The sequence below is a fragment of the Geosporobacter ferrireducens genome (assembly GCF_001750685.1).
In the GTDB taxonomy this organism is placed as follows: Bacteria; Bacillota; Clostridia; order Peptostreptococcales; family Thermotaleaceae; genus Geosporobacter; species Geosporobacter ferrireducens.
Window position 1 is genome coordinate 3,546,059 of sequence record NZ_CP017269.1, and the last position, 23,482, is coordinate 3,569,540.

Consider the following 23,482-nt stretch of genomic DNA (forward strand, 5'->3'; position numbering starts at 1 on the left):
TGTGGGTAATATAAACAAAAGAACTGTTTTAGGGAGGATTCTCAATGAATCAAAAAACAAAAAGAGAGGCCATGGCAGGTATTGATATTGGCTCCCATGCATTACGAATGAAGATCGTAGAAGTTCACAATGAGGAAAAAGTAAAGATACTAGAGATGCTTCGTCATCCAATATCACTAGGACGAGATACTTTTACCATGGGGAAAGTACGATTTGAGACGGTGGATGAGACCTGTGAGATATTAAAAGGGTTTAAGAAATTAATGAATGATTATCATATTGAAACTTATAGGGCGGTAGCTACCAGTGCCATCCGGGAGGCCCAAAATAGGGATTATATCGTAGATCAAATCAAACTAAAAACCGGATTGAAGATTGATGTAATCGATAATACTGAAGAACGGTTTTTGACCTACAAATCTATTCGTGAAAATCTGCCCTACCATCAAAAAATCAGGTCTGAGGGGGCTATGATTGTAGACGTTGGCTCGGGCAGTGTGGAAATATCTGTTTACAAGAATAACCATTTAGCCCTTACGCAAAATATCAAGCTAGGATCCCTAAGACTGAGAGAAGTTCTTTCCAGTATAGAAAACAGAACCTTAAATTTCCCAAGACTATTGGAAGAATACATAAGCAGCAATATCGACCGCCTGGATGTTTCAGAAGAAAAAGGAAGTTATAAAAACTTTATCGCACTTGGCGGAGAAATTCGAATCATAAGCCAATTATGCAATAAAACCAGTGATTATCATAAACTAAAATATATAAAGAAAGAGGACTTTATACGCGTATATAAAGAATTAATGGAACAGCCCGGTTACTATGCCGCGAAGCAGTATGGATTAGCTCAGGAGCGGGCAGAAATTTTGCTTCCCTCTATGATGATTTTTAAAAAATTTTTCAATATGACATCAGCAAAGGGAATCCATGCGCCTTTAGTTTCATTGCGGGATGGGATTATTTCAGATATCATTGATACAAAATTTAATACCCAGAGAAAAGCTGATTTTATGGAAGATATCCTCTGTTCAGCCCGTTATTTAGCTGTAAAATATAAATACGATGAAAAACATGGAAGAGAGGTAGAAGAAAAGGCCCTGTTGATTTTTGATGCATTGAAACGAATGCATGGATTAGGGGAAAGGCAGCGTTTTTTGCTGCAGTTGGCAGCGATCCTACACGATATCGGAAAATTTGTAAATCCTCTGGAGCACTACATTTATTCTTATCACATTATTTTGGCATCTAATTTGATGGGACTATCCAGGGAGGAAATGGAGATCATCGCCAATATATCCCGCTACCACAGCAAGGTGGTTCCCCGGGCAGATCATGATAATTTTAGAAAACTAAGTGAAGAAAACCGGGTTGTCGTTTCAAAATTAGTAGCGATCATTCGCTTGGCCGATGCACTGGACCGAAGTCACCGGCAAAAAATCAAGACGGTACAGATAGTCTGGGAAGAAAAAGAGATTTTGTTTCGTGTAGATACAGAAGAAGATATTTTGCTGGAAGAATGGACCTTTGAGACAAAGGCAGAATTCTTCAAAGAAGTTTTTGGTGTAACCCCAATTATGAAAATAAAGAGGAAGATGGGCATATGAATAAGATAAACTTTGATAAATCAGAATACTTTATTAATCGGGAACTCAGTTGGCTGGAATTTAATGACAGAGTATTGGAGGAAGCGAGGGATCGAAAAAATCCTCTTTTTGAGCGCCTCAAATTTTTATCCATTGTAAGCTCTAATCTGGATGAATTTTTTATGATTCGGGTAGCTTCTCTCAAAGATCAGGTAAATGCAGGTTTTAATCGGGCAGATCCTTCAGGACTTACACCAAAGCATCAACTAAAAAGAATTTCTATAAGAACGCATAGAATGGTAGATGAGCAATATACCTCCTTCAATCGTGCACTTATGCCCGGATTGAAACGAAATGGGATTCACATTCTTTACCGGGAAGATCTTAACGGAGAACAAAGGACTTATTTGCAGGGCTTTTTTTTAGAAATGATATACCCGGTACTTACTCCTATGGCAGTGGATTCCAGCAGGCCTTTTCCTTTGATTTTAAACAAGAGCCTAAATATAGGCACCCTAATCAAAGATAAAGAATCAGAAGAAGGATACATTTTTGCTACTGTCCAAGTACCCTCAGTACTGCCTAGATTGATTGAATTACCCTCTGAGGAAGTGAAAAAGCGATGCTTTGTGTTGCTGGAAGAAGTCATTGTTATGAATATTGATAAGCTCTTTCAAGGGAAAGATGTAATTTGTGCATATCCCTATCGTATTACCCGCAATGCAGACTTAAGCATTGAGGAGGAAGAGGCAGAGGATCTGCTGATTGAGATTGAAAAGTCCTTGAAAATGAGAAAATGGGGAGCCACTATACGGCTGGAAGTAGACGACAAAATGGCTGGACGTTTAGTAGAATTGCTTAAAAGTGAACTGGAAATTCATCATGGAGATATATACTACATCAATGGCCCCTTAGACTTGACATTTTTAATGAAGATATATAGTTTTGAGGATTATGGCCATCTGAAGTATCCTGAGAACGATCCTCAAATTCCAGGAGATCTTTTAGGTGAAGAGGATATATTTGGAGCCATCAATAAAAGAGATATTCTGCTGCATCATCCCTATGAATCCTTCGACCCTGTAGTAGCTTTTGTAAAGCACGCAGCCCAGGATCCGAAGGTATTGGCCATTAAGCAAACCCTATATCGTGTCAGTGGAGATTCGCCTATTGTAAAGGCATTGGAGGATGCTGCGGAAAGAGGGAAGCAGGTCACGGTTCTAGTAGAGGTAAAGGCTCGCTTTGATGAGGAGAACAATATCCAATGGGCGAAAAGGCTGGAAAAGGCCGGATGTCATGTGATCTATGGATTGGTAGGACTAAAAACCCACTGTAAGATTATTTTAGTAGTGCGTCAAGAAGAATCAGGGATTAAACGGTATGTTCATTTGGGAACAGGGAATTATAACGATATTACGGCAAAGTTTTATACAGACATCGGTATGTTTACCTGCAGCGAATATTTTGGAGCAGATGTATCTGCTGTATTTAATATGCTTTCGGGATACTCTGAGCCCCCAGGCTGGTATAAGATCGAAACGGCACCGAAAGGTTTAAGAAATAGATTTTTGGAGATGATTGACCAAGAAAGTCAGATTTGTCTTTCAGAAGGGAAAGGAAGAATTATTGCGAAAATGAATTCCTTAGTAGATAAGGAGATTATTTCAGCATTGTATCGTGCATCCGCTGCGGGCGTTAAGATTGATCTGGCTGTACGGGGAATCTGCTGCTTGCGGACAGGCATAGAGGGTGTAAGTGATAATATTAGCGTCAGGAGTATTGTAGGCCGTTTCTTAGAGCATAGCAGAGTCTTTTATTTCTATAATGGGGGGCGGGAAGATGTTTATCTTTCCAGCGCTGACTGGATGCCTAGAAATTTAGACAGACGGGTAGAACTGCTTTTCCCAATAGAAGAAAAAGCGATGAAGGATCGGTTAATTGCTATATTACAAATTATTTTAGAGGATAATGTAAAAGCAAGACTATTGGATGTGGACGGTAAATATAAGAAGATAGATCTCCGGGGAAAAAAGCATCGCCACTCACAAAATGAATTTTGTCACATTGCCCATGAGCGTGTAAAGCGATATAATAAAGAGACGAATAAGTCCTTGTTTGAACCTATTTTATCCAATAGCAAAAATGGTATAGATGAGGTGGCGATGGATTGTAAGGAAGAATAGAAGGTGAAGTTATGAGAAAGAAAATTGCCATCATAGATTTAGGCTCCAACTCTGTACGGATGATCATTATGAAAATCTACGAAGATGGCTCCTATAAAATGATGGATCAGGCAAAAGAAATGGTGAGACTTAGTGAAGATATGGGGGCGGAGATGACGCTAAAGCCCTTGGCTATTAAAAGAACTCTATTTACCCTAAAGCTCTTTAAGAAATTAATAGAAGCCCATAAGGCTGATGAAATCTTTGCCATTGCAACAGCTGCTGTTCGGAATGCAATCAATCAACAGGCATTTTTGGAAAAAATCAAACTGGAAACGGGGTTTGATTTTCAAGTGATCTCTGGTGAAGAAGAAGCTTATCTGGATTATATGGGCGTGATGAACACCATAAAAATTGAAGATTGTATAATCGTAGATATCGGTGGCGGCAGTACAGAACTGGTTTGGGTAGAAAACCGAAGAATGAGGGAAGCTGTCAGTCTTCCTTTTGGAGCTGTAACGCTAACGGAGCGCTTCCTTGGAAAAGAAAACTATACGTCAGAGCGCATTAAAAAACTAGTGGATTATATTAGAAACCAGTATAAAGGCATAAAATGGCTGGAGCAAGTAAAAGGCCTTCCTGTAGTAGGCCTTGGAGGGTCGATTAGAACCTTGGCTAAAATTGACAAACGTAAAATAGGATTTCCTTTAGAAAGTCTCCACAACTATCAAATGGAATATCGGGAAGTAATATATGCTTATGATCTGGTAACAAAGACCAGTATAGAATCCCGTAAGGACATACCGGGTGTTGAAAAGGAACGGGCAGATATTATTGCAGGAGGTGTAGTACCTGTAAAAGCTTTGATGGATTTTTTAAAAGCTGACAAAATTATTATTAGTGGCAATGGTCTTCGGGAAGGGCTCTTTTTCAAGTACTATCTAGATTTCTTGGGTTATCCGGATGAAATCTTAGAGGATGTGCTCTACCATAGCGTAGACAATACATTAAAAAATTATGATGTAAATGTGGAGCACTGTTTACATGTGACAAAGCTGGCTCTATCTATATTTGACCAGCTAACGCCATTACACGGACTAGGGGAAGCAGAACGGAAGCTGCTTTTTGTCGGTGCACAGCTCCATGATATCGGCATGTATGTGGATTATTATAATCATCATAAGCATGGCTTTTATCTGGCTTTAAATTCCAGGCTCAACGGATTAAGGAATCGAGAGTTGGTTATGTGTGCTTTTATTGTAGCTATGCATCGCAATGAAGAGTTTAAGGTAGATTGGAAAAATTATAATATGCTGATGGATAAGAATGATTATGAAATCATTAGGCGGCTCAGTATCTTTGTACGGATTGCAGAAAAGCTGGATCGCAATGAATCCGGAAGCGTGGAAAATATCAGCTGTTATATTATGCCCGACAGCGTACAAATGATGTTAAAGACAAGCAATACACCAGAATTAGAAATAGCGGCTGCCATGAAGAGCGACAAGCTCTTTGAAAAGCTTTTTCATAAGAAGTTATATATTGTTTAAAAGCTAGGATTTTGCCCCCTAGCTTTTATAATTCTCTATATTTTTGAATGCTTTTGGGGTACCTCTATTACTGCATTTTCAGAAATAGCGGTTTCACAGGCCAAGCGATAGCCCTGGCGCAGCTTCTCTTTTCCCAATAGTTTCTTTTCCTGTTTTGTAGGCTCAGATACATCACCATCAACTATCCGAATAAGGCACTTGCCGCACTTGCCTTTCCCGTCACAAGGCGCTTTAATTTTAACTTTAGCTTCCTTGGCAGCCTTCAATGCATTTAATCCTTCTTTAATTTCAGTCTTGCAGATAAAATTAACTTGTATGCTCATTGTTTTTCCTTTCCATCATTTAAAGAAATATCTAAAAGATAATGATAATTATTCTTATAACATACTCCTATTTTAACTTATTTCAGATCAAAAATAAATATGAAAAAATTTTCAAAATCTATTGACTCCATCACTTTTCTGTATTAAAATCATAACAATAAATCAAATTCGTTGAACAAGAGGAGTAGCCGGAGAATCTAGCTGCAGCGAGTCAGGGGTGGTGGAAGCCTGATAGCAAGGATACTGGTGAATGGACTTGGGAGAAGCTAGGTGAAATTTAGAGTAGCCGGGGCCGGGAGTTTCCCGTTACAGAAGCAGGATATCGGGTGTTGGGCTCTGTATCTGATAAGAGAGATAGTTTAGGCTGTCTAATTTGGGTGGTACCGCGGAAGTAAGTCTTTCGTCCCTTTTGGGATGAAGGACTTTTTATTTTGCCTAAAAATACAGCAGCTTATAGAGGAGGTGATTAGTATGTTGTGAACATCTGAAGAAGTGGATTGGTGTTGGAAAAAAGATAAAAATCAAAAAGGAGAGATTGATTATGTTAAGAAAAAATATACTCACAGCATTACTAATGGCCATCGGTTTTATTTTACGGCAGTTAATCCCTGGCTTAATTGGAGGAATGAAAGGGGATATTATGCTCTCTGTGATCTTTGTATCCCTATTAATTAATCGTGAATTTAAAAATGCACTACTGACTGGACTACTGGGAGGCCTGATTACGGCGATGACTACTACCTTTCCTGGAGGACAGCTGCCTAATATTATTGACAAATTGATTACCTGCATGGTGATTTATTATATGATTAAAGTACTCAGCAGATTTGAAGGAAATCCAGTTATTACAGGTGTTATAGGTTTTGTGGGAACGGTCATCAGCGGAAGTATTTTTTTAGGGGCGGCTTTGATGATCACCGGACTGCCAGCGCCCTTTACAACACTCTTTTCAGTAGTTGTTCTTCCCACGGCTGTAGTGAACATTTTTATGACCTTGGTGATTTACGGTACGGTAAAGACAGCTATCAAGGTATCTGGAATTAAGCTGGATACACCAGTAAAAGCTTAGCGCGTTTGCCTTGCTAATGAAACAAAAGAACCATGGATAAATTTTTATCCATGGTTCTTTTGTTTCATTGCATTTAAAATCACCATAGGAAAAATGATAAGGAATTGCTTATCCGTTCTATGAATAGGATTAAAGGAAATAAATGATAATCATTTGTACTTAATTTTATTTGTCCATCTATAAGTCTTTTTATAAATCTGTTTAAATCTTCAAAAAAAGGCTATATATTTGAAAAAGACATGAAGGAGGGAATTTCATGCTTGTAGATCAATACAACCCTTTTGAAGGAAAAATGTTGCAGATATTAGACCAGGAGGGCAATATTACAGATGAGAAACTATTACCGGAGATCCCTGATGAAGAACTGGTAAGATTGTTTAAAATAATGCTTTATACCAGGGTGATAGACAGAAAGGCCCTAATGTATCAACGACAGGGCAGAATGTTGACCTATGCGCCCAATGAAGGACAGGAAGCTTGCCAGATCGGTAGTGTATACGCTTTAGAGCAAAGAGACTGGATGGCACCTGCTTTTCGTGAACTGGGAGCATGGCTGACTCGGGGTGTAGATTTAAAGACCCTATACCTTTATTGGTATGGTAACGAAATGGGAAGCAAGGTATCGGAAGAGATACGAATCCTACCAGTTTCAATACCCATATCCTCACAACTGCTCCATGCGGTAGGATTGGCCTACGCTGCAAAAGTAAGAGGATTGGACGAAGTATCTATTGCATATTTTGGAGATGGGGGAACTTCCGAAGGGGACTTCCATGAAGCTTTGAATTTGGCAGGTGTATATAAAACCCCTACAATATTCCTTTGCCAAAACAATCAATGGTCAATCTCTGTACCAAAGCATTTCCAGACGGCCTCCGAAACCTTTGCACAAAAAGCCTATGCCTATGGTTTTAAGGGAATCAAGGTAGACGGAAATGATATTTTCGCTATGTATGCGGCTACGAAGGAAGCGGTAGACAGAGCAAGAAAAGGTGAAGGACCGACACTGATTGAAGCCTACACCTATAGACTAGGTGCCCATACAACTTCTGATGACCCAACTCGATATAGAGATAACACTGAAGTAGAAGCCTGGCGGGAGAAAGATCCGGTGAAGCGATTTAGAATCTATTTGGAAAAGAGAGGATTATGGGACGAAGAAATAGAGAAAGCCTATGTGGCAGAAAAGGAAGAGGAAGTAGAACAGGTATTTGCAGATATTGAACAAAACGGAGGCACTGCTTTTGACGATGTATTTATGTACCAATATGCGGAAATGACACCCATCTTAAAGGAACAATATGCAGAGTGGAAAGCCTTCTTTCAGGAAAGGGGGATGCTATAATGCCAGTATTAAATAATATTCAAGCCTTAAATTATGCCCTAATGCAGGAAATGGAAAGAGATCCTTCTATCGTTGTTTTTGGTGAAGATGCCGGCTATGAAGGGGGCGTTTTTAGGGCAACTGTGGATTTACAGGCCAAATTTGGTGTAGATAGATGCTTTGATACACCGATATCGGAATCTGGTATCGTAGGAATGGCTGTAGGAATGGCCATCAATGGATTGAAACCAGTTGTAGAGCTTCAATTTTGCGGATTTACCTATCCTGCATTCAATCAAATCATCAGCCATGTATCCAGAATGAGAAATCGTTCCAGAGGCAAATATACGCTGCCGATGGTTATTCGATTCCCCTTTGGTGGAGGTATTCGTGCTTTAGAACATCATTCTGAAAGTCCGGAGGCTTTATTTGCACACATACCGGGACTTAAGGTGGTAGCACCTTCAACGCCTTATGAAACCAAAGGGTTGTTGTTGGCCGCATTAAGAGATCCAGATCCTGTTATCTTTATGGAGCCAAAAAGAATTTACCGTGCTTTTAAGCAGGAAGTACCGGAAGAGGACTATGTGATCGAAATCGGAAAAGCCAATATCGTGAAAGAAGGGGAAGATATTACGATTGTTACCTGGGGAGCAATGGTGAGGGATACTTTGAAAGCTGTAGAGAAAGCCAACGAAAAAGGAATTCATCCGGAGGTAATTGACCTTAGAACGATCTCTCCAATAGATCAAGAAACGGTAATTCAATCGGTGAAAAAGACCGGTAGAATTTTGGTTGTTCAGGAGGCAGTAAAGAGTTTTAGTGCTGCTTCAGAGATCATTGCCTTTGTAAATGAAAAGGCATTTCTGCACTTGGAAGCACCGCCAGCCCGCGTAACCGCACCGGATATTATCGTTCCTTTGCCAAGAGGAGAGCAATTCTACATGCCCCATCCCGATATGATTTATGAAAAAATAAATGAAGTCGTAAACTTTTTGACCTAGGAGGGGATATTAATGATTCGTGAGTTTAAGTTTCCGGATATCGGAGAAGGTATCCACGAAGGAATTCTTCTCAAATGGCATGTAAAGGTAGGCGATATGGTGAAGGCAGGAGACCCTTTAGCAGAGGTAGAAACTGACAAAGTTAATGCAGAACTGCCATCACCTTATGGAGGAAAAGTTGAGGAGCAACTGGCGCCAGTAGGAGGTACGATCCATGTAGGGCAGGTAATTATTAAAATCGACGATCAGAGTGATTCGTTTGAGCCTAAAATAGAAGTAGTAGAAGAAGAAAATGCGGGTGTAGTGGGAGCACTGGAGGCATCTTCAAAAGTAATCCCGTCTAGTGCTGAAGGAAGAAAAAATCCTTCATTTGAGAATGAGAGAACCCAAAAGGTTTTGGCTACACCGGTTGCGCGAAAAATGGCCCATGATTTGGGTTTGGATATACGTGGCATAAAGGGTACTGGGCCTGTCGGGAGAATTATGAAAGCGGATATTCGAAGAGCGGCAGAGGAGAGCAAAAATCAAGCTGCTCCAGCCGTAATTGAAGAACCTGTACAAAATTTTGAAGCCATGCAATCTAGAGCTTCCAATATTGAGAGAGTACCTCTTAGTATGATGCGAAAGACCATCGCAAAGAAGATGGCACAGTCCAAGTATACAGCACCTCATGCTACTGCCATGGATGAAGCGGATGTAACAGACTTGGTGAATTTTAGAAATAAAATAAAAGAAAAATTTATCGGGGATTACGGTATTAGCATTACTTTTATGCCTTTCATCATGAAAGCGGTATACTTGGCATTAAAGGAAAATGAAAAGCTCAACAGCTCTTACGATGAGGAGCGCCAAGAGCTTTTGTTGAAGAGATTTTATCACCTGGGTATTGCTGTAGATACAGAAGAAGGATTAATGGTTCCAGTTATACAGGATGTAGATAAGAAAAGTATCTTTGAATTAGCAAAAAATTTGGAAGATTTTAGTGAGAGGGCGAGAGCAAAGAAACTGAAGCTGGAAGAATTAAAGGGAAGCACCTTCTCGATTACCAATTATGGAGCAGTAGGTTCGACCTTTGGTGTTCCTGTGATCAATTATCCTGAGATCGCGATTATTGGAATAGGAAAAATTGAAAAAAAACCAGTAGTTCGGGAAGATAAGCTAGTACTTCGATATATGATGCCACTGTCACTTTCCTTTGACCATAGGATTGTGGATGGGGGCGATGCAGGAAGATTTATCAACGCTTTAAAAAAATATTTATCAGACCCCTACAAGCTTGCACTGCTGTAAAGTAGCAAATTTTTAGAAAGGCGGTGTTCAATTGATATATGATGTTATAATTCTTGGGGCCGGACCCGGCGGTTATGTGGCAGCGATTAAGGCTGCACAAATGGGTGGCCGGGTGGCATTGATTGAAAAAGAAGATATCGGAGGGGTATGCCTCAACTGGGGTTGTATTCCAACCAAGGCGCTTTTAAAAAGTGCAAGACTTTATGAAGAAATAAAGAAAAGTGATTTTTTTGGTATAGATGGTATTGATAAAGATAAGATCCGAGTCAATTGGGAGCAAATGAATACTCGGAAGGATGTTGTAGTAAAGCGGTTAGTAAATGGCGTGACCAATCTACTAAAAAAGAATGGTGTAGAAGTTTTTCAAGGAATAGGTAAGCTGCAGGATAAGAATACGGTGGTCGTAGGAGGACAAATATTAAAAGGGAAAAATCTCATTATTGCTACCGGATCCAGGGCGGTAATGCCTTCAATTGAGGGAATCGAAGAAGCAGCAAAAGCGGGTATAGCGATTACCAGTAAAGAGGCTCTGGGGCTGAAGGATTTGCCGGCTGAAGTTGTAATTTTAGGTGGTGGAGTGATTGCTGTTGAATTTGCAACCCTCTTTAATGCACTAGGGAGTAAAGTGACGCTGGTTCAACGGTCTGCTAGAATTTTGACTAATGTTGAAGAAGAATTAGCAGAAGGACTCCAACGGCACCTAATCGATAAGGGTATTGATATTATAACCAACAGTCAAATCAAGAGAGTACAAGGTAAATCCGTAGTGCTGGAGGTAATGGGCAAGGAAAAGATATGCTATGGTGACAAGATTCTTGTTAGCCTTGGACGCAAGCCAAATACAGATGGTTTAGAAGTTTTAGGACTAGAAATGGACAAAAACGGCATTCGGACAAATGAAAAATTAGAAACCAATATACCAGGAGTCTATGCAATTGGTGATGTAAATGGAAAATACCAATTGGCCCATCTGGCTTCAGCAGAAGGGATTACAGCGGTAGAAAATATATTTGGTCAAGAAAGTAAAATCAATTATGAGATTGTACCTTCCTGTATTTATAGTTTTCCAGAGATTGCTACCGTAGGTTTGACTGAACAAGATGCAAGGAAACAGGGCTATGATGTTACCATCAGTAAGTTTCCGCTCAGTGCCAACGGAAAAGCTCTGGCTGAGGGAGAAAGTATTGGTTTCGTCAAGATTGTAGCTGAAAAGCAATATGGGGAGATTTTAGGCGTGCATATTATGGCAGTTCATGCGACAGATATGATCTCAGAGGCCATTGTGTCCATGCAGATGGAAGGGACCGTATATGATGTAGCCCAGGCAATTCATCCTCATCCGACCCTATCGGAAATAATGATGGAGGCAGCTCATGGAGCCATCCATAAGCCTATTCACCATTAAGAAAGAAGTGTGACAGAAAATAAAGTCCTTCTTTTATTTTAAAGAAGGACTTTTCCTATATAAATAAGACTAAATTTTCCCTGTTGTCGCATATATATTAGACAAATAAAGTATAGGACGGAGAGGGAAAATATGTTGTGGATGACAGTCGCCTATTATATGATTGCACTCATGGCTGGGAGCATAGCCTTGAATAATATCTATGTTGCGATACGGACAGACTGCAGGATAACAAAATGGATGGTAAGCTGCATGATGGTTCTAATAGTTTTCAAATATATAGGAGTGATGCTATTCGGAATGGGTGGGCAATGGTATGTTTTGGAAAAATGGAAAAGGACATTGCTTTTTTCAGCTATGGGAATTACAACATCTCTTTTTTTTACCATACACTATCTATACGGAAAGAAGAGAACAGCAGCGCACCAGTTGGTTCTGCGTCTCATTCCATTGCTTTTATTTTACTGTTTGTTTATTGTAACGGCTAAAGTATCTATAGTCCCTTCAGCTTTTTTAGGCTATGAAATTCGATTGGAGTATTACTGGAAACTCGGTCTGGGATTTGTTCAAGGGATTGTACTGTTGTTTCTTGTATATTACACATACAAAGCTGCAAGGACGAACCGTGATGAGGAAGCAAGGTTAAGATTAATATTTCTTACTTTTCCACTAGTCCTGTTCTTATTGGATGGGGCAGCACAAATTATTAATATTCCTTTCTTACAGCCGCTGTCCATTTCTGAAGTAGTAAGTCTGTTGGCTACAGGATATGGTTTGAGCTACAAAAATTAAAGCAAGAATGAAAAACCATGGACTTGGACATGATGAAATATGGAGAGCCCTTATTTGGAAATAAAAAACTACCTTTATCCTAGAGGTAAAGGTAGTTTGAAAATGGATTAGTTTTGCTTTCCGGTACGGGTGTCTACTTCTGGCAGCTTCTCCATGGTAATACCGGTGAAACCGTAGAAAATAGATACTAACGGATTAATTAAGTTTAAGAAAGTATAAGGCAGATAAGCGAAAGGATGGATGCCTAAGGTGCTCATCATGAAGGCACCGCAAGTGTTCCATGGTACCAATGGGGAGGTTAATGTTCCGGAATCTTCAAGGCATCTGGAAAGATTCTTTGGATGGAGTCCACGATCTGCGAAGATCTGACGATACATTCTACCTGGTACTACGATAGAAAGATATTGGTCCCCTGTTGTTAAGTTTGTAAAGATACAAGTTAAAATAGTTGCAGTGACTAATGATCCTGTACTCTTTGCAAAAGCAAGAATTTTTTCAGCGATTACTTCAAGCATACCTGTTTTTTCTAATGTTCCACCAAAGGACATTGCTACTAAAATCAGAGAGATTGTCCACATCATACTATCTAAGCCACCACGGGTTAACAGCTCATCAACAGCTTCAATTCCTGTTTCAGAAACAAACCCATAGTGTGCTGCATCGATGATTTCAGACATGCCTGCACCTTGAAAGAGTGCAGCAAAGATTGCTCCAAGCAGCGTACCTCCAATAAGGCCGGGAATTGCAGGAACCTTGAAAATAACCATTGCAATAACAAGAATAGGTGGAAGAAGCAATAATGGGTTAATTGCAAATTGATCCCCTAATGTGTCTAGAATCATGTTGATTCCAGCTACGTCTAAATCTTGTCCAGCGTATCTGAATCCAATGATACCATATAATACTAATGCAATGATTAAGCTTGGACCGGTTGTAAAGATCATGTGTTTAATATGGTCAAATAGATTTGCGCCTGCCATTGCAGGGGCCAAGTTTGTAGTATCAGAAAGCGGGGACATTTTGTCTCCAAAGTAAGCGCCGGATATGATCGCACCGGCTACGATAGGGAGTGGAATGCCAAGACCTCCACCAACACCTAGCAATGCAATACCTACAGTACCTGCAGTTGTCCAGGAACTTCCAGTTGCCAATGAAACGATCGCGCAAATTAAACAAGTGGCTATAAGGAATATACCTGGAGATAATATTTTAAGTCCATAAAAAATCATTGTTGGCACGATACCTGCCAGAATCCATGTACCAATGATCGCACCGATAATCATTAGTATGAGTATAGCTTGCATAGACATTCTGATTGTATCTATGATACCTTCTTCGATATCAGACCACTTAAAGCCAGCACGGATTGCAATAAGAGATGCTACTACTGTCGCTGCCAGGATCGGCATGTGCGGGTCTCCACCGAATAACATCAGCGTGCTCATCAGTGCTGCAATCAAGAAAACAATAACAAACATTGCTTCAAGAAAAGTAATTCTTCTAGGAATTCTGTTTTCCATTGGGTATTCCCCTTTCTTAGTTTTATTAGGCCAATGTTGAATTAAAGTAGTTACATTATAGCATACAAATATCCATAAATTCAAGAAAACGATACCATGTTTTTGAATTTTATGCATTGTGAAAAAATTGTCGGATGCTGTGATAAAGCGATAAAGAGGCAGTATGCAATGCATATTATCTATAATAAAATGCATAAATATAAAAATCAATGAAACAATTTTTAGAATACTAAAAAAATGTAGGATAACGTTTTCAATGATAGAGACTGGCCTGAGAGGAAAAACAGGTAGGAGGGAAAAAGTTGACAGAAAAAAATGGATGTGTTAAAATACAGAAAAACTTAATAAGTATACTTAAGATTTTTTGGATTGTGTCTTAGAGGTTGCAGTGTATTATCAGTACGGTAGGGGAGAGTGAGGACGTCGTAGATCCTGCCGGAAAGGAATCATTGCCGAAGCATAGAAATCTGCCTCGATTTCTAGAGCTGGGACTATATTGAACAAATATAGGACTGTCACTGGTAGAGACCCATTTTACCAGTGAGGGGCTATTTCACACGAGGGGAGAAGTCGTATTCTGTTGTTAATATAACAGCTGTGAGTACCTTTTGCGCTCAGGCTGTTTTTTGTTTTTGAAACAGACGTGTGAAGCAGTTGGATAAAGATCTGAATTGTATTAGGAGGATGAAGGTATGGCGATTGTAGTGCAAAAATACGGCGGAACTTCAGTGGGTACCATCGAGAAGATTAAAGCGGTGGCAAAGCGTGTTGCGCAGCGCAGAGAAAAGGGTGACAGCGTTGTGGTAGTGGTATCGGCTATGGGAAAAACCACAGACATGCTGCTGGGGATGGCTAAAGAAATTAGTGACAAACCATCCAGAAGAGAGTTAGACATGTTAATGTCAACCGGAGAGCAGGTATCTATTTCCCTGTTGTCCATTGCACTTAATGAAATGGGATATGATTCTGTGTCCTTAACAGGATTGCAGGCAGGAATCATCACAGAAGGATTTCATACAAAGGCAAGAATACAAGATATTGATGCAGAGCGTATTAAAGGGTACTTATCACAGGAAAAAATTGTTGTCGTAGCAGGATTTCAGGGTGTTAATGCCAATGGGGATATTACTACGCTAGGAAGAGGCGGCTCGGACACGACAGCAGTGGCAGTAGCAGCAAAGCTGGGTTGTACTTGTGAGATTTACACCGATGTGGATGGAATCTATTCGGTAGACCCCCGACTAGTTCCTACAGCAAGAAAGCTGGATACCATCAGCTATGAAGAAATGCTGGAAATGGCAAGTTTAGGAGCTGGGGTAATGGAAACAAGGGCTGTAGAGATTGGGCAGAAATATAGTGTGCCGATCTATGTTGCGTTAAGTACGGAAGATTGGCCGGGAACTTATATAAAGGAGTATGATGTGACGATGGAAAGTAGAGCAATTACAGGATTATCCGTTAGCGATAAAGATTTAATGGTTACAATCAATCATGTGCCTTATGACATAAAAAATATTTCCTTTATTTTTGAGGAGCTGGCGAAACTGGATATCAACATTGATATGATCAGCCAGACGGCGCCTTCTCATGGACTTGTGAATGTTTCCTTTACAGCGCCGAAAAATGACCAACATATTATTGAAGAGATTATGAACAAAATCAAGGAACGTTTTGAGGGTGTTGAAGTAGATGTAGAAACGGCGATTACGAAGCTTTCGGTAGTAGGAATTGGTATGAGAAGCCAATCCGGTGTTGCGGCAAAGATGTTTAAAATATTTGCTGATCACAACATTGGATTTAAGCAGGTTACTACTTCCGAAATCAGAATATCCTATGCGATTGATACAGCAGATAAGCAGAAAGCGATAGAAGCAGTTGCCAGAGAATTTCAACTATAAGAAAGGGAGACTACCATTGAAAGGTAGTCTTTTTATTGGGATAAATGTATGATAATATAAATCTTTGGGAAAGAAAATTAAGAAAAGAAAAGTATGGATATTATTTCAAAACCAATGAAGGAGAATGGAAATGCCCTTATTAGTATTTGGACACAAAAATCCTGATACGGATTCCGTAACATCAGCCATTGCCCTTTCTAAGCTGAAAAACATGCTGGGAGAGGACACCGTGCCGTGCATTCTGGGGAATTTAACAGAGGAAGCAAAGTTTGTACTGGATTATTTTCAGGTATCTGTACCTGAGCTTATTAAGAACGTAAAAATTCAGCTAAAGGATCTTAATTATGACCGTGTGGAAGGTATTTCGCCAAGTGCTTCCATCCTGCATGCGTATAAACTGATGGAGGAACGCAATCTCAAGACACTGCCCATTGTAGATGAGGATGAACGATTAGCCGGAATTGTGACCATGAAGGATATTGCTATGGGTTTGATTAAAGGGGATTTTTATACATTGGAAACTTCTTTAGAGAATCTTGCTGCTGACTTGAACGGTGAAATCCTAGTAAAAGCTTGTGAGGAAATCAAAGGGAGAATTAAAATAATGGCCTTCTATGATGACACGATTCTAGGAACCTTGAGCCAGAAGGATGTCATTATTGTAGGAGATCGCTACCGCATTATTGAAAATGCTATTGAAGTAGGGGTTCAATTAATCCTCGTAACGGGAGGAAAGACACTGCCCGAAAAGTACGTGCAGATGGCAGCGGAGAAAAAGGTGAATCTTTTGGCGGTGTCCATAGATACCTTTATGACTTCTAAGCTGATCAATCAATGTAATTTCATCGCCTCCATCATGAAGCGTCAAGGGATTATTCAGTTTCAGGAAGAAGAATACCTGGAAGAAGTAAAGGATGAAATGATCCATACAACCTTCAGAAATTTTCCGGTAATTGACCGGGATCAAAAATTCTTAGGTTTTATTGGCAGAAGACATATCATCAATCCACAGAAAAAGAAAGTGATTCTAGTAGATCACAACGAATATGCCCAAAGTGCAGAAGGGCTGGCAGAGGCAGAGATTATTGAAATTGTAGATCATCATAAGATCGGGGATATTTCTACGTCTATACCCATCAGTTTTCGAAATATGCCTGTAGGCAGTACCTGTACCATCGTCTATTATCTGTTCATGGAGGCAGGAAAGGAGATTCCGCGAAAGATTGCGGGACTTTTGCTTTCAGGTATTGTTTCTGATACACTGCTGCTGCGGTCCCCAACTACAACCCTATGGGATAGGAATGTAATAACAGCATTAAATAAAATACTGAACCTGGACCTGGAGTCCTATGCGATGGAAATGTTTAAGGCAGGTACCTCTTTAGAAGGGTACAGCATTGAAGAAGTCTTTTATAAGGATTTTAAAGAATTTCAACTGGAAGGAGTCAAGATCGGGATTAGTCAGGTATTTACTTTAGATATAGAGGATGTTTTTAACCGTAAGGATCAATTTACTGATTTTATTCAACGGGTCCATGGACATAATAGCTATTATTTAACCCTTCTGGTTATTACGGATATCCTCAGTGAAGGATCTTACCTGTTATATCAATGTGCAAATGAAAGTTTGTTGGCTGTAGCTTTTGACATAGAGCCACAGCAGGGTGTATTTGTCCAAGCTATCGTTTCCAGGAAAAAACAGATACTTCCAAAGTTAGCAGATGCATTGAGAATGTTGAAATAGAAGTTAGGCTGTAGATGATAGCATCTATGGCCTTATTTTGTTGTGCTAAATAAAATTATTTCTTAATAGAAAGGGAATTATCATCATATCGTAGAATAAAATGGTAATCATAATAGAGAATACCCCGCAGGAGGGAAACAAATGTCCTTTATAAAGTATATTTTTCGCTATTCGATCAGGGCGGTACTGTACGCTGCTGCTTTTGCTGCAATCGGTATCATCTTTTCTTTCATAAGAGGTTGGCCGGTGCTTAAAGGGGCCTATATATTTGTGCTGGGAGGAGGCATTGTCACGATGATTGTTGCCATTGCCCTGCTGATTGGCACGCCATCCATGAGAAAAGCCATGTTTGCTAGTCCGGAACGGCGGAGAGAGCCTCAGGCCGGCGCCGAGGGAATTGGGGCAGCGCTGATGGGTATATTCATTGTAATCATCGGTTTTTGGCTAGAAAGTCTAATGCATTGATAGAAAAGGAGAACACATTTATTATATATAAGGAGGAAAAGGGGAATGGAATTTCGGGTTGTTAGAGGAGCTTTAGGGGATATGGCGTCAGACAGTTTGGTGTTGTGCATGTATAGGGGAATAAGAACTTTGTCTCCAGAGATAAAGGAATTAGATCGCCAACTAGGTGGTGTTATTGGTGAAATGATCATAACGGAAACCTTCGAAGGAAAAGCGATGGAGGTTCAAGTCATTCATACGTTGGGAAGGATTACGCCTAAGAACCTCATATTAGCGGGCTTGGGAGAAGAAGAAAAGGTTGATGAAGAAATACTTAGAAATGTATTGGGAAGTGCAGTGAAAACGGCGAGGAAGCTGGGAAATAAAAAAGTAGCCTTCTGCTTAGAAGAAGATTTAGAGAAAAAGCTATGTCCCGTTGCACTAGGCCAGAGTTTAGCTGAAGGGGTGCTGATGGCGCTCTACCGCTTTGATAAATATAAAAGCACTGAAAAGAAGCAGGAAGAAATTGAGGAAGTTTTTCTTTTGAAAAAGTATGCAGTTGAGGATGGATTAATCCAGAAAGGAATTCAAAGAGGTACAGCACTTGGGAAGGCAGTCAACCTAACCCGCGATTTAGTGAACGAACCGGGAAATAGGATGACACCTACAGTCATGGCCGGGGTGGCGAAAAAGGTAGCAGTCAATCATGGTATGAGAATAGAAATTCTCGAGAAAGAAGATATGGAAAAACTGGGAATGCATGCCCTAATAGGGGTTGCAAAAGGGAGTGCAGAACCTCCAAAACTGATTGTGATGGAGTACAATGGTGGAACACCCCAGGGGGAAAAAATTGCATTGGTAGGAAAGGGGATCACCTTTGATGCTGGGGGAATCTCTATAAAACCGGCTCAAGGAATGGAAGAAATGAAAGATGATATGGCAGGAGGTGCTGCAGTTATAGGAGCAATGGATGCAATTGGCGCATTGAAGCCTCAAATAAATATAATTGCAATCATTCCAGCCTGCGAAAATCTTCCATCGGGTACGGCACAAAAGCCGGGAGATGTGGTAAAGAGTATGAGTGGAAAAACAATCGAGATTATTAATACGGATGCAGAAGGCAGACTCATCCTGGTTGATGCCATTACTTATGCGATTCAAAAGGGTGCAGATAAAGTTATAGATATTGCCACCTTAACCGGTGCTTGCGTAGTGGCTTTAGGGCATGTGACCACAGGTGCACTGGCTAATAATGAAGCATTGTGGCTTCAGGTAAAAGAAGCTGCAGCTAGAGCCGGAGATAAGATCTGGCAAATGCCTGCCTTTGAGGAGTACAAAGAACTGATTAAAAGTGATATTGCAGACATCAAAAACACAGGAGGGCGTTGGGCAGGAATGATCACAGCCGGACTGTTTATAGGTGCTTTTGTTGAAAAGAAACCCTGGGTGCACATTGATATTGCTGGAACTGTAAGTACACAGAAGGAACGAGGATACCGGGTAAAGGGACCTACTGGCGTAGGTGTTAGAACGCTGGCTCATTTGGCAGAGGTATTGGCAGTGGAAAATATAAAGTAAAGAAAAAACACCGGTACATGCCCGGTGTTTTTTCTTTAAGATAAGGTAGCCATGCCTTCTTCCCAATTGGCTGGACAGGCTTTGCCTGTTTGTAAGGCTTTTAATACCCTTAAAACTTCTTTCACATTTCTGCCTACAGATAAATTCTGTATGAGCTGATATTGGAGAAATCCATCGGGATCAATGAGGAATACACCACGCAATGCAATTCCTCCAGCTTCCTCTGTGAGAACCTCATAGGTTTGAGACAGCTTCTTATCATAATCTGCGATTAAGGGGAAACTGACTCCGCCCAAATGCTGTGCCCAGGCATTATGGGTTGGAACACTATCTGTATTGGCACCCAATACTACGGCATTTAACTGGTCAAAGTATTTTAAAGACTTGTTAAATTCCGGTACTTCGGTGCCTCACACAGGAGTAAAATCAAGAGGATAGAAAAATAATACAACCCATTTTCCTTTAAAATCTTTTAGTGAAATTTGTCCTTTTGTACTAGGTACTGAGAACTCTGGAGCAGGATGTCCAATTTTTAACACGGTAGCACCTCCTATTTTTTGCTCAATTTCAGTGTTGCCAACAGTTTTCTATAGTATGCATGTTGCATAGACAGAACCAAGGAAATATAATATTTAGGGTAAGGGTTTCTATCTCAGGCAAATAAGGATATAATTTGAAGTAGATGGCAAGTATTAGAATTAGAAGAAGTTATTTTTATTAATGAGGGAGGGAATCCTATGACTTTACAAATGATAGAGATCGAACAAAAAGAAAAAGTGGGTATCATAAAACTCAATCGCCCCGAGGCATTAAATGCTTTAAACACGCAACTGCTAAAGGAATTGGGGGCGGCTGTAAAACAATTGGAAGAAGATCCACAGGTGCTTGTTCTTATCATTACAGGGGTCGGGAAAGCCTTTGTGGCAGGGGCAGATATTGCAGAAATGAAAGATTTGCGTGGAGATGAAGGAAGAAAGTTTGGTATGCTGGGCCAAAGAGTATTTGGAGAAATAGAAAGTATGGAGAAGCCAGTCATTGCTGCTGTGAATGGATTTGCATTAGGAGGAGGCTGTGAACTTGCCATGAGTTGTGATCTCCGTATTGCCAGCAGTAAAGCAAAATTTGGACAGCCTGAGGTGGGTTTAGGAATCACGCCTGGATTTGCTGGAACCCAGCGTCTACCTAGACTGGTAGGAATAGCAAAAGCAAAGGAACTTATCTACACTGGAGATATGATTGACGCTGGAGAAGCTGAGCGCATTGGACTGGTAAATAAAGTGGTTGAACCGGAGCTGCTCATGGAAGAAGCACTTGCTTTAGCCAGCCGTATGGCAGAACGAGCGCCATTGGCTGTCCGTTATGCAAAACTGGCTATCAATAGAGGGATCGAAACCGATATAGATACAGGTACGCAGATAGAGGCAGATCTTTTTGGCCTATGTTTTGCTAGTGAAGATCAGAAGGAAGGCATGGGTGCTTTCTTGGAAAAACGAAAACCTGTATTTCAGGGAAAATAGTGAGTGTACTACATAGGGAGGAATTGCGTATGAATAAGATATGTGTAATCGGTGCAGGTACCATGGGCGCTGGTATTGCTCAGGTATTGATTGAAAAAGGCTATAATGTTGTTTTGCGGGATCTTAGTCAAGAGTTTATTGATAAGGGTATCAAGGGAATCGTCAAAAACCTTGACAGAAGTATTCAAAAAGGAAAAATGACAGAATCGGAAAAGGAAAGTGCTTTAAAAAATCTCCAGGGGTCTATCTTTTTAGAGGATATCGCAGATTGTGACTTGGTGATTGAAGCGGCTACCGAGAATATGGAAATCAAGAAAAAGATATTTGCTGAAATCGATAAAATTTGTAAGCCTGAAGCCATTCTGGCTACCAACACCTCTTCCTTATCGATTACAGAAGTTGCGGCTGCCACAAACAGACCCCAAAAGGTGATTGGCATGCACTTTTTCAATCCTGTTCCTGTTATGAAGTTGGTAGAGGTTATAAAAGGAGTAGCTACCGATGAAGCAACAAGGACTGCCATTATTCGTTTAACAAAGGCCATGGACAAAACGCCGGTAGAGGTAGAAGAAGCCCCTGGATTTGTGGTAAATCGGATCCTAATTCCAATGATCAATGAAGCAATAGGAATTTTAGCTGAAGGCGTAGCAAAGGCTGAAGATATTGATGAAGCTATGAAGCTGGGTGCCAATCATCCTATAGGACCATTAGCCTTAGCTGACTTAATCGGTAATGATGTATGCCTTGCGATTATGGAAGTCTTATATAGTGAATTTGGAGATTCTAAATACAGACCCCATCCATTGCTCCGAAAGATGGTTCGTGGAAAGCTGCTAGGCAGAAAAACGGGTAAAGGATTCTTTAACTATAACGCGTAAAAAATTTAAGGAGTCTATTATGACTCCTTTTATCATTTTAAGCAGAGAGAAATCAGAAAATTCACATAAACTTGTAATAGAATTTTAATCCACTTCATAAATTGAGTGTGATACAATAAAAGAGATACTGAAATCGTGAAAGGGGAAAAACATGAAACCTTGGTTAAAAGTTTTTCTAATATCTTTAATCTGTTTTACCGTTACGCTTGGTGTAGGATTTGCGGTTTTTTCTAAAATCCATCAATCTTCTGATGATGTGGTAGTAAGTGACGGAGATCAGGCTGAGATCATTGATAGTGATCCGGAACAGCCAGAGGAAGTAGAGGAAAAAACAGAATTGGAAAAGCTTATAGATAACAGCAAACGCATTAATACCGTATTGCTAGGAATGGAAGGACCCCGAACGGATACTATTGTTTTTGCAAGTTTTAGCCCTGGTACGAAAAAGATAGATATAATTTCTATACCAAGAGATACCTATTATGCGCGCCCGGGGAAAGATACTGCAGCGAAGAAAAAAATTAACTCTGTCTATGGAGATGAAGGGACAAAGGGTACCATGAAGGCGGTCAGCGACGTATTAGCAGGCGTGCCGGTGCACCATTATATTAAAGTTACATACACGGGGGTAGAGCGAATTATCGACTCTCTTGGTGGCGTAAAAGTTAATGTGCCAATGGATATGGAGTACGATGATCCCTATGCTACACCAGAATTACACATTCGATTGAAAAAAGGAACTCAGGTTTTAGATGGAAAACATGCCATGAATTTTCTGCGCTTTAGACAGAATAATAATGGTACCGGTTATCCGGATGGGGACCTGGGTCGGATTCGTGCGCAGCAGCAGTTTATGAAGGCTGCCTGGGGAAAGGCACTAGGATTCAGACTTCCAGTAGTAGCCAATACAATCTTTAAGTATATTGATACGAGTATAGATCTAGGGGAGATATTGGTATATGCAAAAGATGCAGTGGGAATTACAGCGGAGGATTTGAAAACCCATTCTTTACCTGGAAAAAGTACAGAAAAAGGGGTTTCCTATTTTTTGCATAACGCTGAACAGGCGGAACAACTAATGTTAGAAATCTATAGATCCGATGAAAACTTGTAGAAAAATTAGCGTGATGAAGAATTTTATGAATTTATTCAACTGGCTGATAAGGGACGGGTGCACTGCTTCGTCCTTTTATCGTGATTACAGCTAAACCATCTTAAGAAGATAACGAATAAGTTTAAGGTGCCCAAAAGGTTTTTAAGAAAATTTGACGAATAATATTCTTGTAGCAGCAGAGAAATAGGTACAAGTATATTTTTTAAAAGAAAGACAGTATAATAAACAATACCAATTATTCAGGCTGTTAAGCTATTAAGAGAAAGGCTCAATTTATTGAGCAT

Annotated in this window: 19 protein-coding genes, 1 riboswitch and 1 other annotated feature; of the genes, 16 read left to right on the top strand and 3 right to left on the bottom strand. The window is 40.2% G+C overall.

Annotation, left to right across the window (positions count from 1 at the left end; all coding sequences use genetic code 11):
* Positions 1 to 44 precede the first annotated feature (44 nt).
* Genes Gferi_RS16610 through ppx form a run of 3 tightly spaced genes read left to right on the top strand, consistent with a single transcriptional unit; the run spans position 45 to position 5,298 of the window.
* A complete protein-coding gene (locus tag Gferi_RS16610) occupies positions 45 to 1,607 on the top strand; it encodes a Ppx/GppA phosphatase family protein (RefSeq protein WP_069978444.1) in 1,563 nt (520 codons plus the stop codon).
* The gene (locus Gferi_RS16615; RefSeq protein WP_069978446.1) at positions 1,604 to 3,769 is read left to right on the top strand and encodes an RNA degradosome polyphosphate kinase; all 2,166 of its coding nucleotides are present in this window, start codon (positions 1,604 to 1,606) and stop codon (positions 3,767 to 3,769) included. The genes Gferi_RS16610 and Gferi_RS16615 overlap by 4 nt, the downstream gene beginning before the upstream one ends.
* 11 nt (positions 3,770 to 3,780) lie before the next feature.
* Positions 3,781 to 5,298: an exopolyphosphatase gene (gene ppx, locus Gferi_RS16620; protein ID WP_069978448.1), complete on the top strand. Its 1,518-nt coding sequence runs from the start codon at positions 3,781 to 3,783 to the stop codon at positions 5,296 to 5,298.
* Between the two features lie 35 nt (positions 5,299 to 5,333).
* On the opposite strand, the gene Gferi_RS16625 is transcribed toward ppx, so the two are convergent.
* The gene (locus Gferi_RS16625) at positions 5,334 to 5,621 is read right to left on the bottom strand and encodes a 2Fe-2S iron-sulfur cluster-binding protein (protein ID WP_069978450.1); all 288 of its coding nucleotides are present in this window, start codon (positions 5,619 to 5,621) and stop codon (positions 5,334 to 5,336) included.
* Positions 5,622 to 5,783: 162 nt separating this feature from the next.
* Positions 5,784 to 6,032, top strand: a binding site (T-box leader).
* A 130-nt stretch (positions 6,033 to 6,162) separates the two neighbouring features.
* Between Gferi_RS16625 and Gferi_RS16630 the strand changes: the two genes are divergently transcribed.
* The 6 genes from Gferi_RS16630 (at position 6,163) to Gferi_RS16655 (ending at position 12,505) form a co-directional block, all read left to right on the top strand.
* Entirely contained in the window at positions 6,163 to 6,690 is a 528-nt protein-coding gene (locus Gferi_RS16630) for a tryptophan transporter (RefSeq protein ID WP_236932614.1), read from the top strand.
* A 256-nt stretch (positions 6,691 to 6,946) separates the two neighbouring features.
* On the top strand, positions 6,947 to 8,035 hold the full coding sequence (pdhA, locus tag Gferi_RS16635) for a pyruvate dehydrogenase (acetyl-transferring) E1 component subunit alpha (RefSeq protein WP_069978452.1): 1,089 nt from the start codon (positions 6,947 to 6,949) through the stop codon (positions 8,033 to 8,035).
* Positions 8,035 to 9,018 (top strand): alpha-ketoacid dehydrogenase subunit beta, encoded by a 984-nt coding sequence (locus tag Gferi_RS16640; protein WP_069978453.1) that lies wholly within the window; start codon positions 8,035 to 8,037, stop codon positions 9,016 to 9,018. Before pdhA ends, Gferi_RS16640 begins: the two co-directional genes overlap by 1 nt.
* A gap of 12 nt (positions 9,019 to 9,030) precedes the next feature.
* A complete protein-coding gene (locus Gferi_RS16645; protein ID WP_069978456.1) occupies positions 9,031 to 10,308 on the top strand; it encodes a dihydrolipoamide acetyltransferase family protein in 1,278 nt (425 codons plus the stop codon).
* A 31-nt stretch (positions 10,309 to 10,339) separates the two neighbouring features.
* Positions 10,340 to 11,713 (top strand): dihydrolipoyl dehydrogenase, encoded by a 1,374-nt coding sequence (lpdA, locus tag Gferi_RS16650; RefSeq protein ID WP_069978458.1) that lies wholly within the window; start codon positions 10,340 to 10,342, stop codon positions 11,711 to 11,713.
* Between the two features lie 132 nt (positions 11,714 to 11,845).
* Positions 11,846 to 12,505, top strand: a complete 660-nt coding sequence (locus Gferi_RS16655) for a hypothetical protein (RefSeq protein WP_069978460.1) — start codon at positions 11,846 to 11,848, stop codon at positions 12,503 to 12,505.
* Positions 12,506 to 12,612: 107 nt separating this feature from the next.
* Here the strand turns inward: Gferi_RS16655 and nhaC are convergent, their stop codons facing one another.
* On the bottom strand, positions 12,613 to 14,025 hold the full coding sequence (nhaC, locus tag Gferi_RS16660; RefSeq protein ID WP_069978465.1) for a Na+/H+ antiporter NhaC: 1,413 nt from the start codon (positions 14,023 to 14,025) through the stop codon (positions 12,613 to 12,615).
* A 369-nt stretch (positions 14,026 to 14,394) separates the two neighbouring features.
* Positions 14,395 to 14,584, top strand: a riboswitch (Lysine riboswitch).
* A gap of 133 nt (positions 14,585 to 14,717) precedes the next feature.
* Here nhaC and Gferi_RS16665 point away from each other — a divergent pair.
* The 4 genes from Gferi_RS16665 to Gferi_RS16680 all read left to right on the top strand — a co-directional run bounded on the left by Gferi_RS16665 (position 14,718) and on the right by Gferi_RS16680 (position 19,689).
* The gene (locus Gferi_RS16665) at positions 14,718 to 15,923 is read left to right on the top strand and encodes an aspartate kinase (RefSeq protein WP_069978467.1); all 1,206 of its coding nucleotides are present in this window, start codon (positions 14,718 to 14,720) and stop codon (positions 15,921 to 15,923) included.
* Between the two features lie 130 nt (positions 15,924 to 16,053).
* On the top strand, positions 16,054 to 17,667 hold the full coding sequence (locus Gferi_RS16670; RefSeq protein WP_069978469.1) for a putative manganese-dependent inorganic diphosphatase: 1,614 nt from the start codon (positions 16,054 to 16,056) through the stop codon (positions 17,665 to 17,667).
* A gap of 141 nt (positions 17,668 to 17,808) precedes the next feature.
* Positions 17,809 to 18,132: a hypothetical protein gene (locus Gferi_RS16675; RefSeq protein WP_069978471.1), complete on the top strand. Its 324-nt coding sequence runs from the start codon at positions 17,809 to 17,811 to the stop codon at positions 18,130 to 18,132.
* A gap of 45 nt (positions 18,133 to 18,177) precedes the next feature.
* A complete protein-coding gene (locus Gferi_RS16680) occupies positions 18,178 to 19,689 on the top strand; it encodes a leucyl aminopeptidase (protein WP_069978473.1) in 1,512 nt (503 codons plus the stop codon).
* Between the two features lie 35 nt (positions 19,690 to 19,724).
* On the opposite strand, the gene Gferi_RS16685 is transcribed toward Gferi_RS16680, so the two are convergent.
* Positions 19,725 to 20,228 (bottom strand): peroxiredoxin, encoded by a 504-nt coding sequence (locus Gferi_RS16685; RefSeq protein WP_083273605.1) that lies wholly within the window; start codon positions 20,226 to 20,228, stop codon positions 19,725 to 19,727.
* A gap of 198 nt (positions 20,229 to 20,426) precedes the next feature.
* Between Gferi_RS16685 and Gferi_RS16690 the strand changes: the two genes are divergently transcribed.
* The 3 genes from Gferi_RS16690 to Gferi_RS16700 all read left to right on the top strand — a co-directional run bounded on the left by Gferi_RS16690 (position 20,427) and on the right by Gferi_RS16700 (position 23,198).
* Positions 20,427 to 21,206, top strand: a complete 780-nt coding sequence (locus tag Gferi_RS16690; protein WP_069978475.1) for a short-chain-enoyl-CoA hydratase — start codon at positions 20,427 to 20,429, stop codon at positions 21,204 to 21,206.
* Positions 21,207 to 21,235: 29 nt separating this feature from the next.
* Entirely contained in the window at positions 21,236 to 22,084 is an 849-nt protein-coding gene (locus tag Gferi_RS16695) for a 3-hydroxybutyryl-CoA dehydrogenase (RefSeq protein ID WP_069978477.1), read from the top strand.
* 151 nt (positions 22,085 to 22,235) lie between these two features.
* Positions 22,236 to 23,198: an LCP family protein gene (locus Gferi_RS16700; RefSeq protein WP_069978479.1), complete on the top strand. Its 963-nt coding sequence runs from the start codon at positions 22,236 to 22,238 to the stop codon at positions 23,196 to 23,198.
* The last annotated feature ends 284 nt before the right edge of the window (positions 23,199 to 23,482 follow it).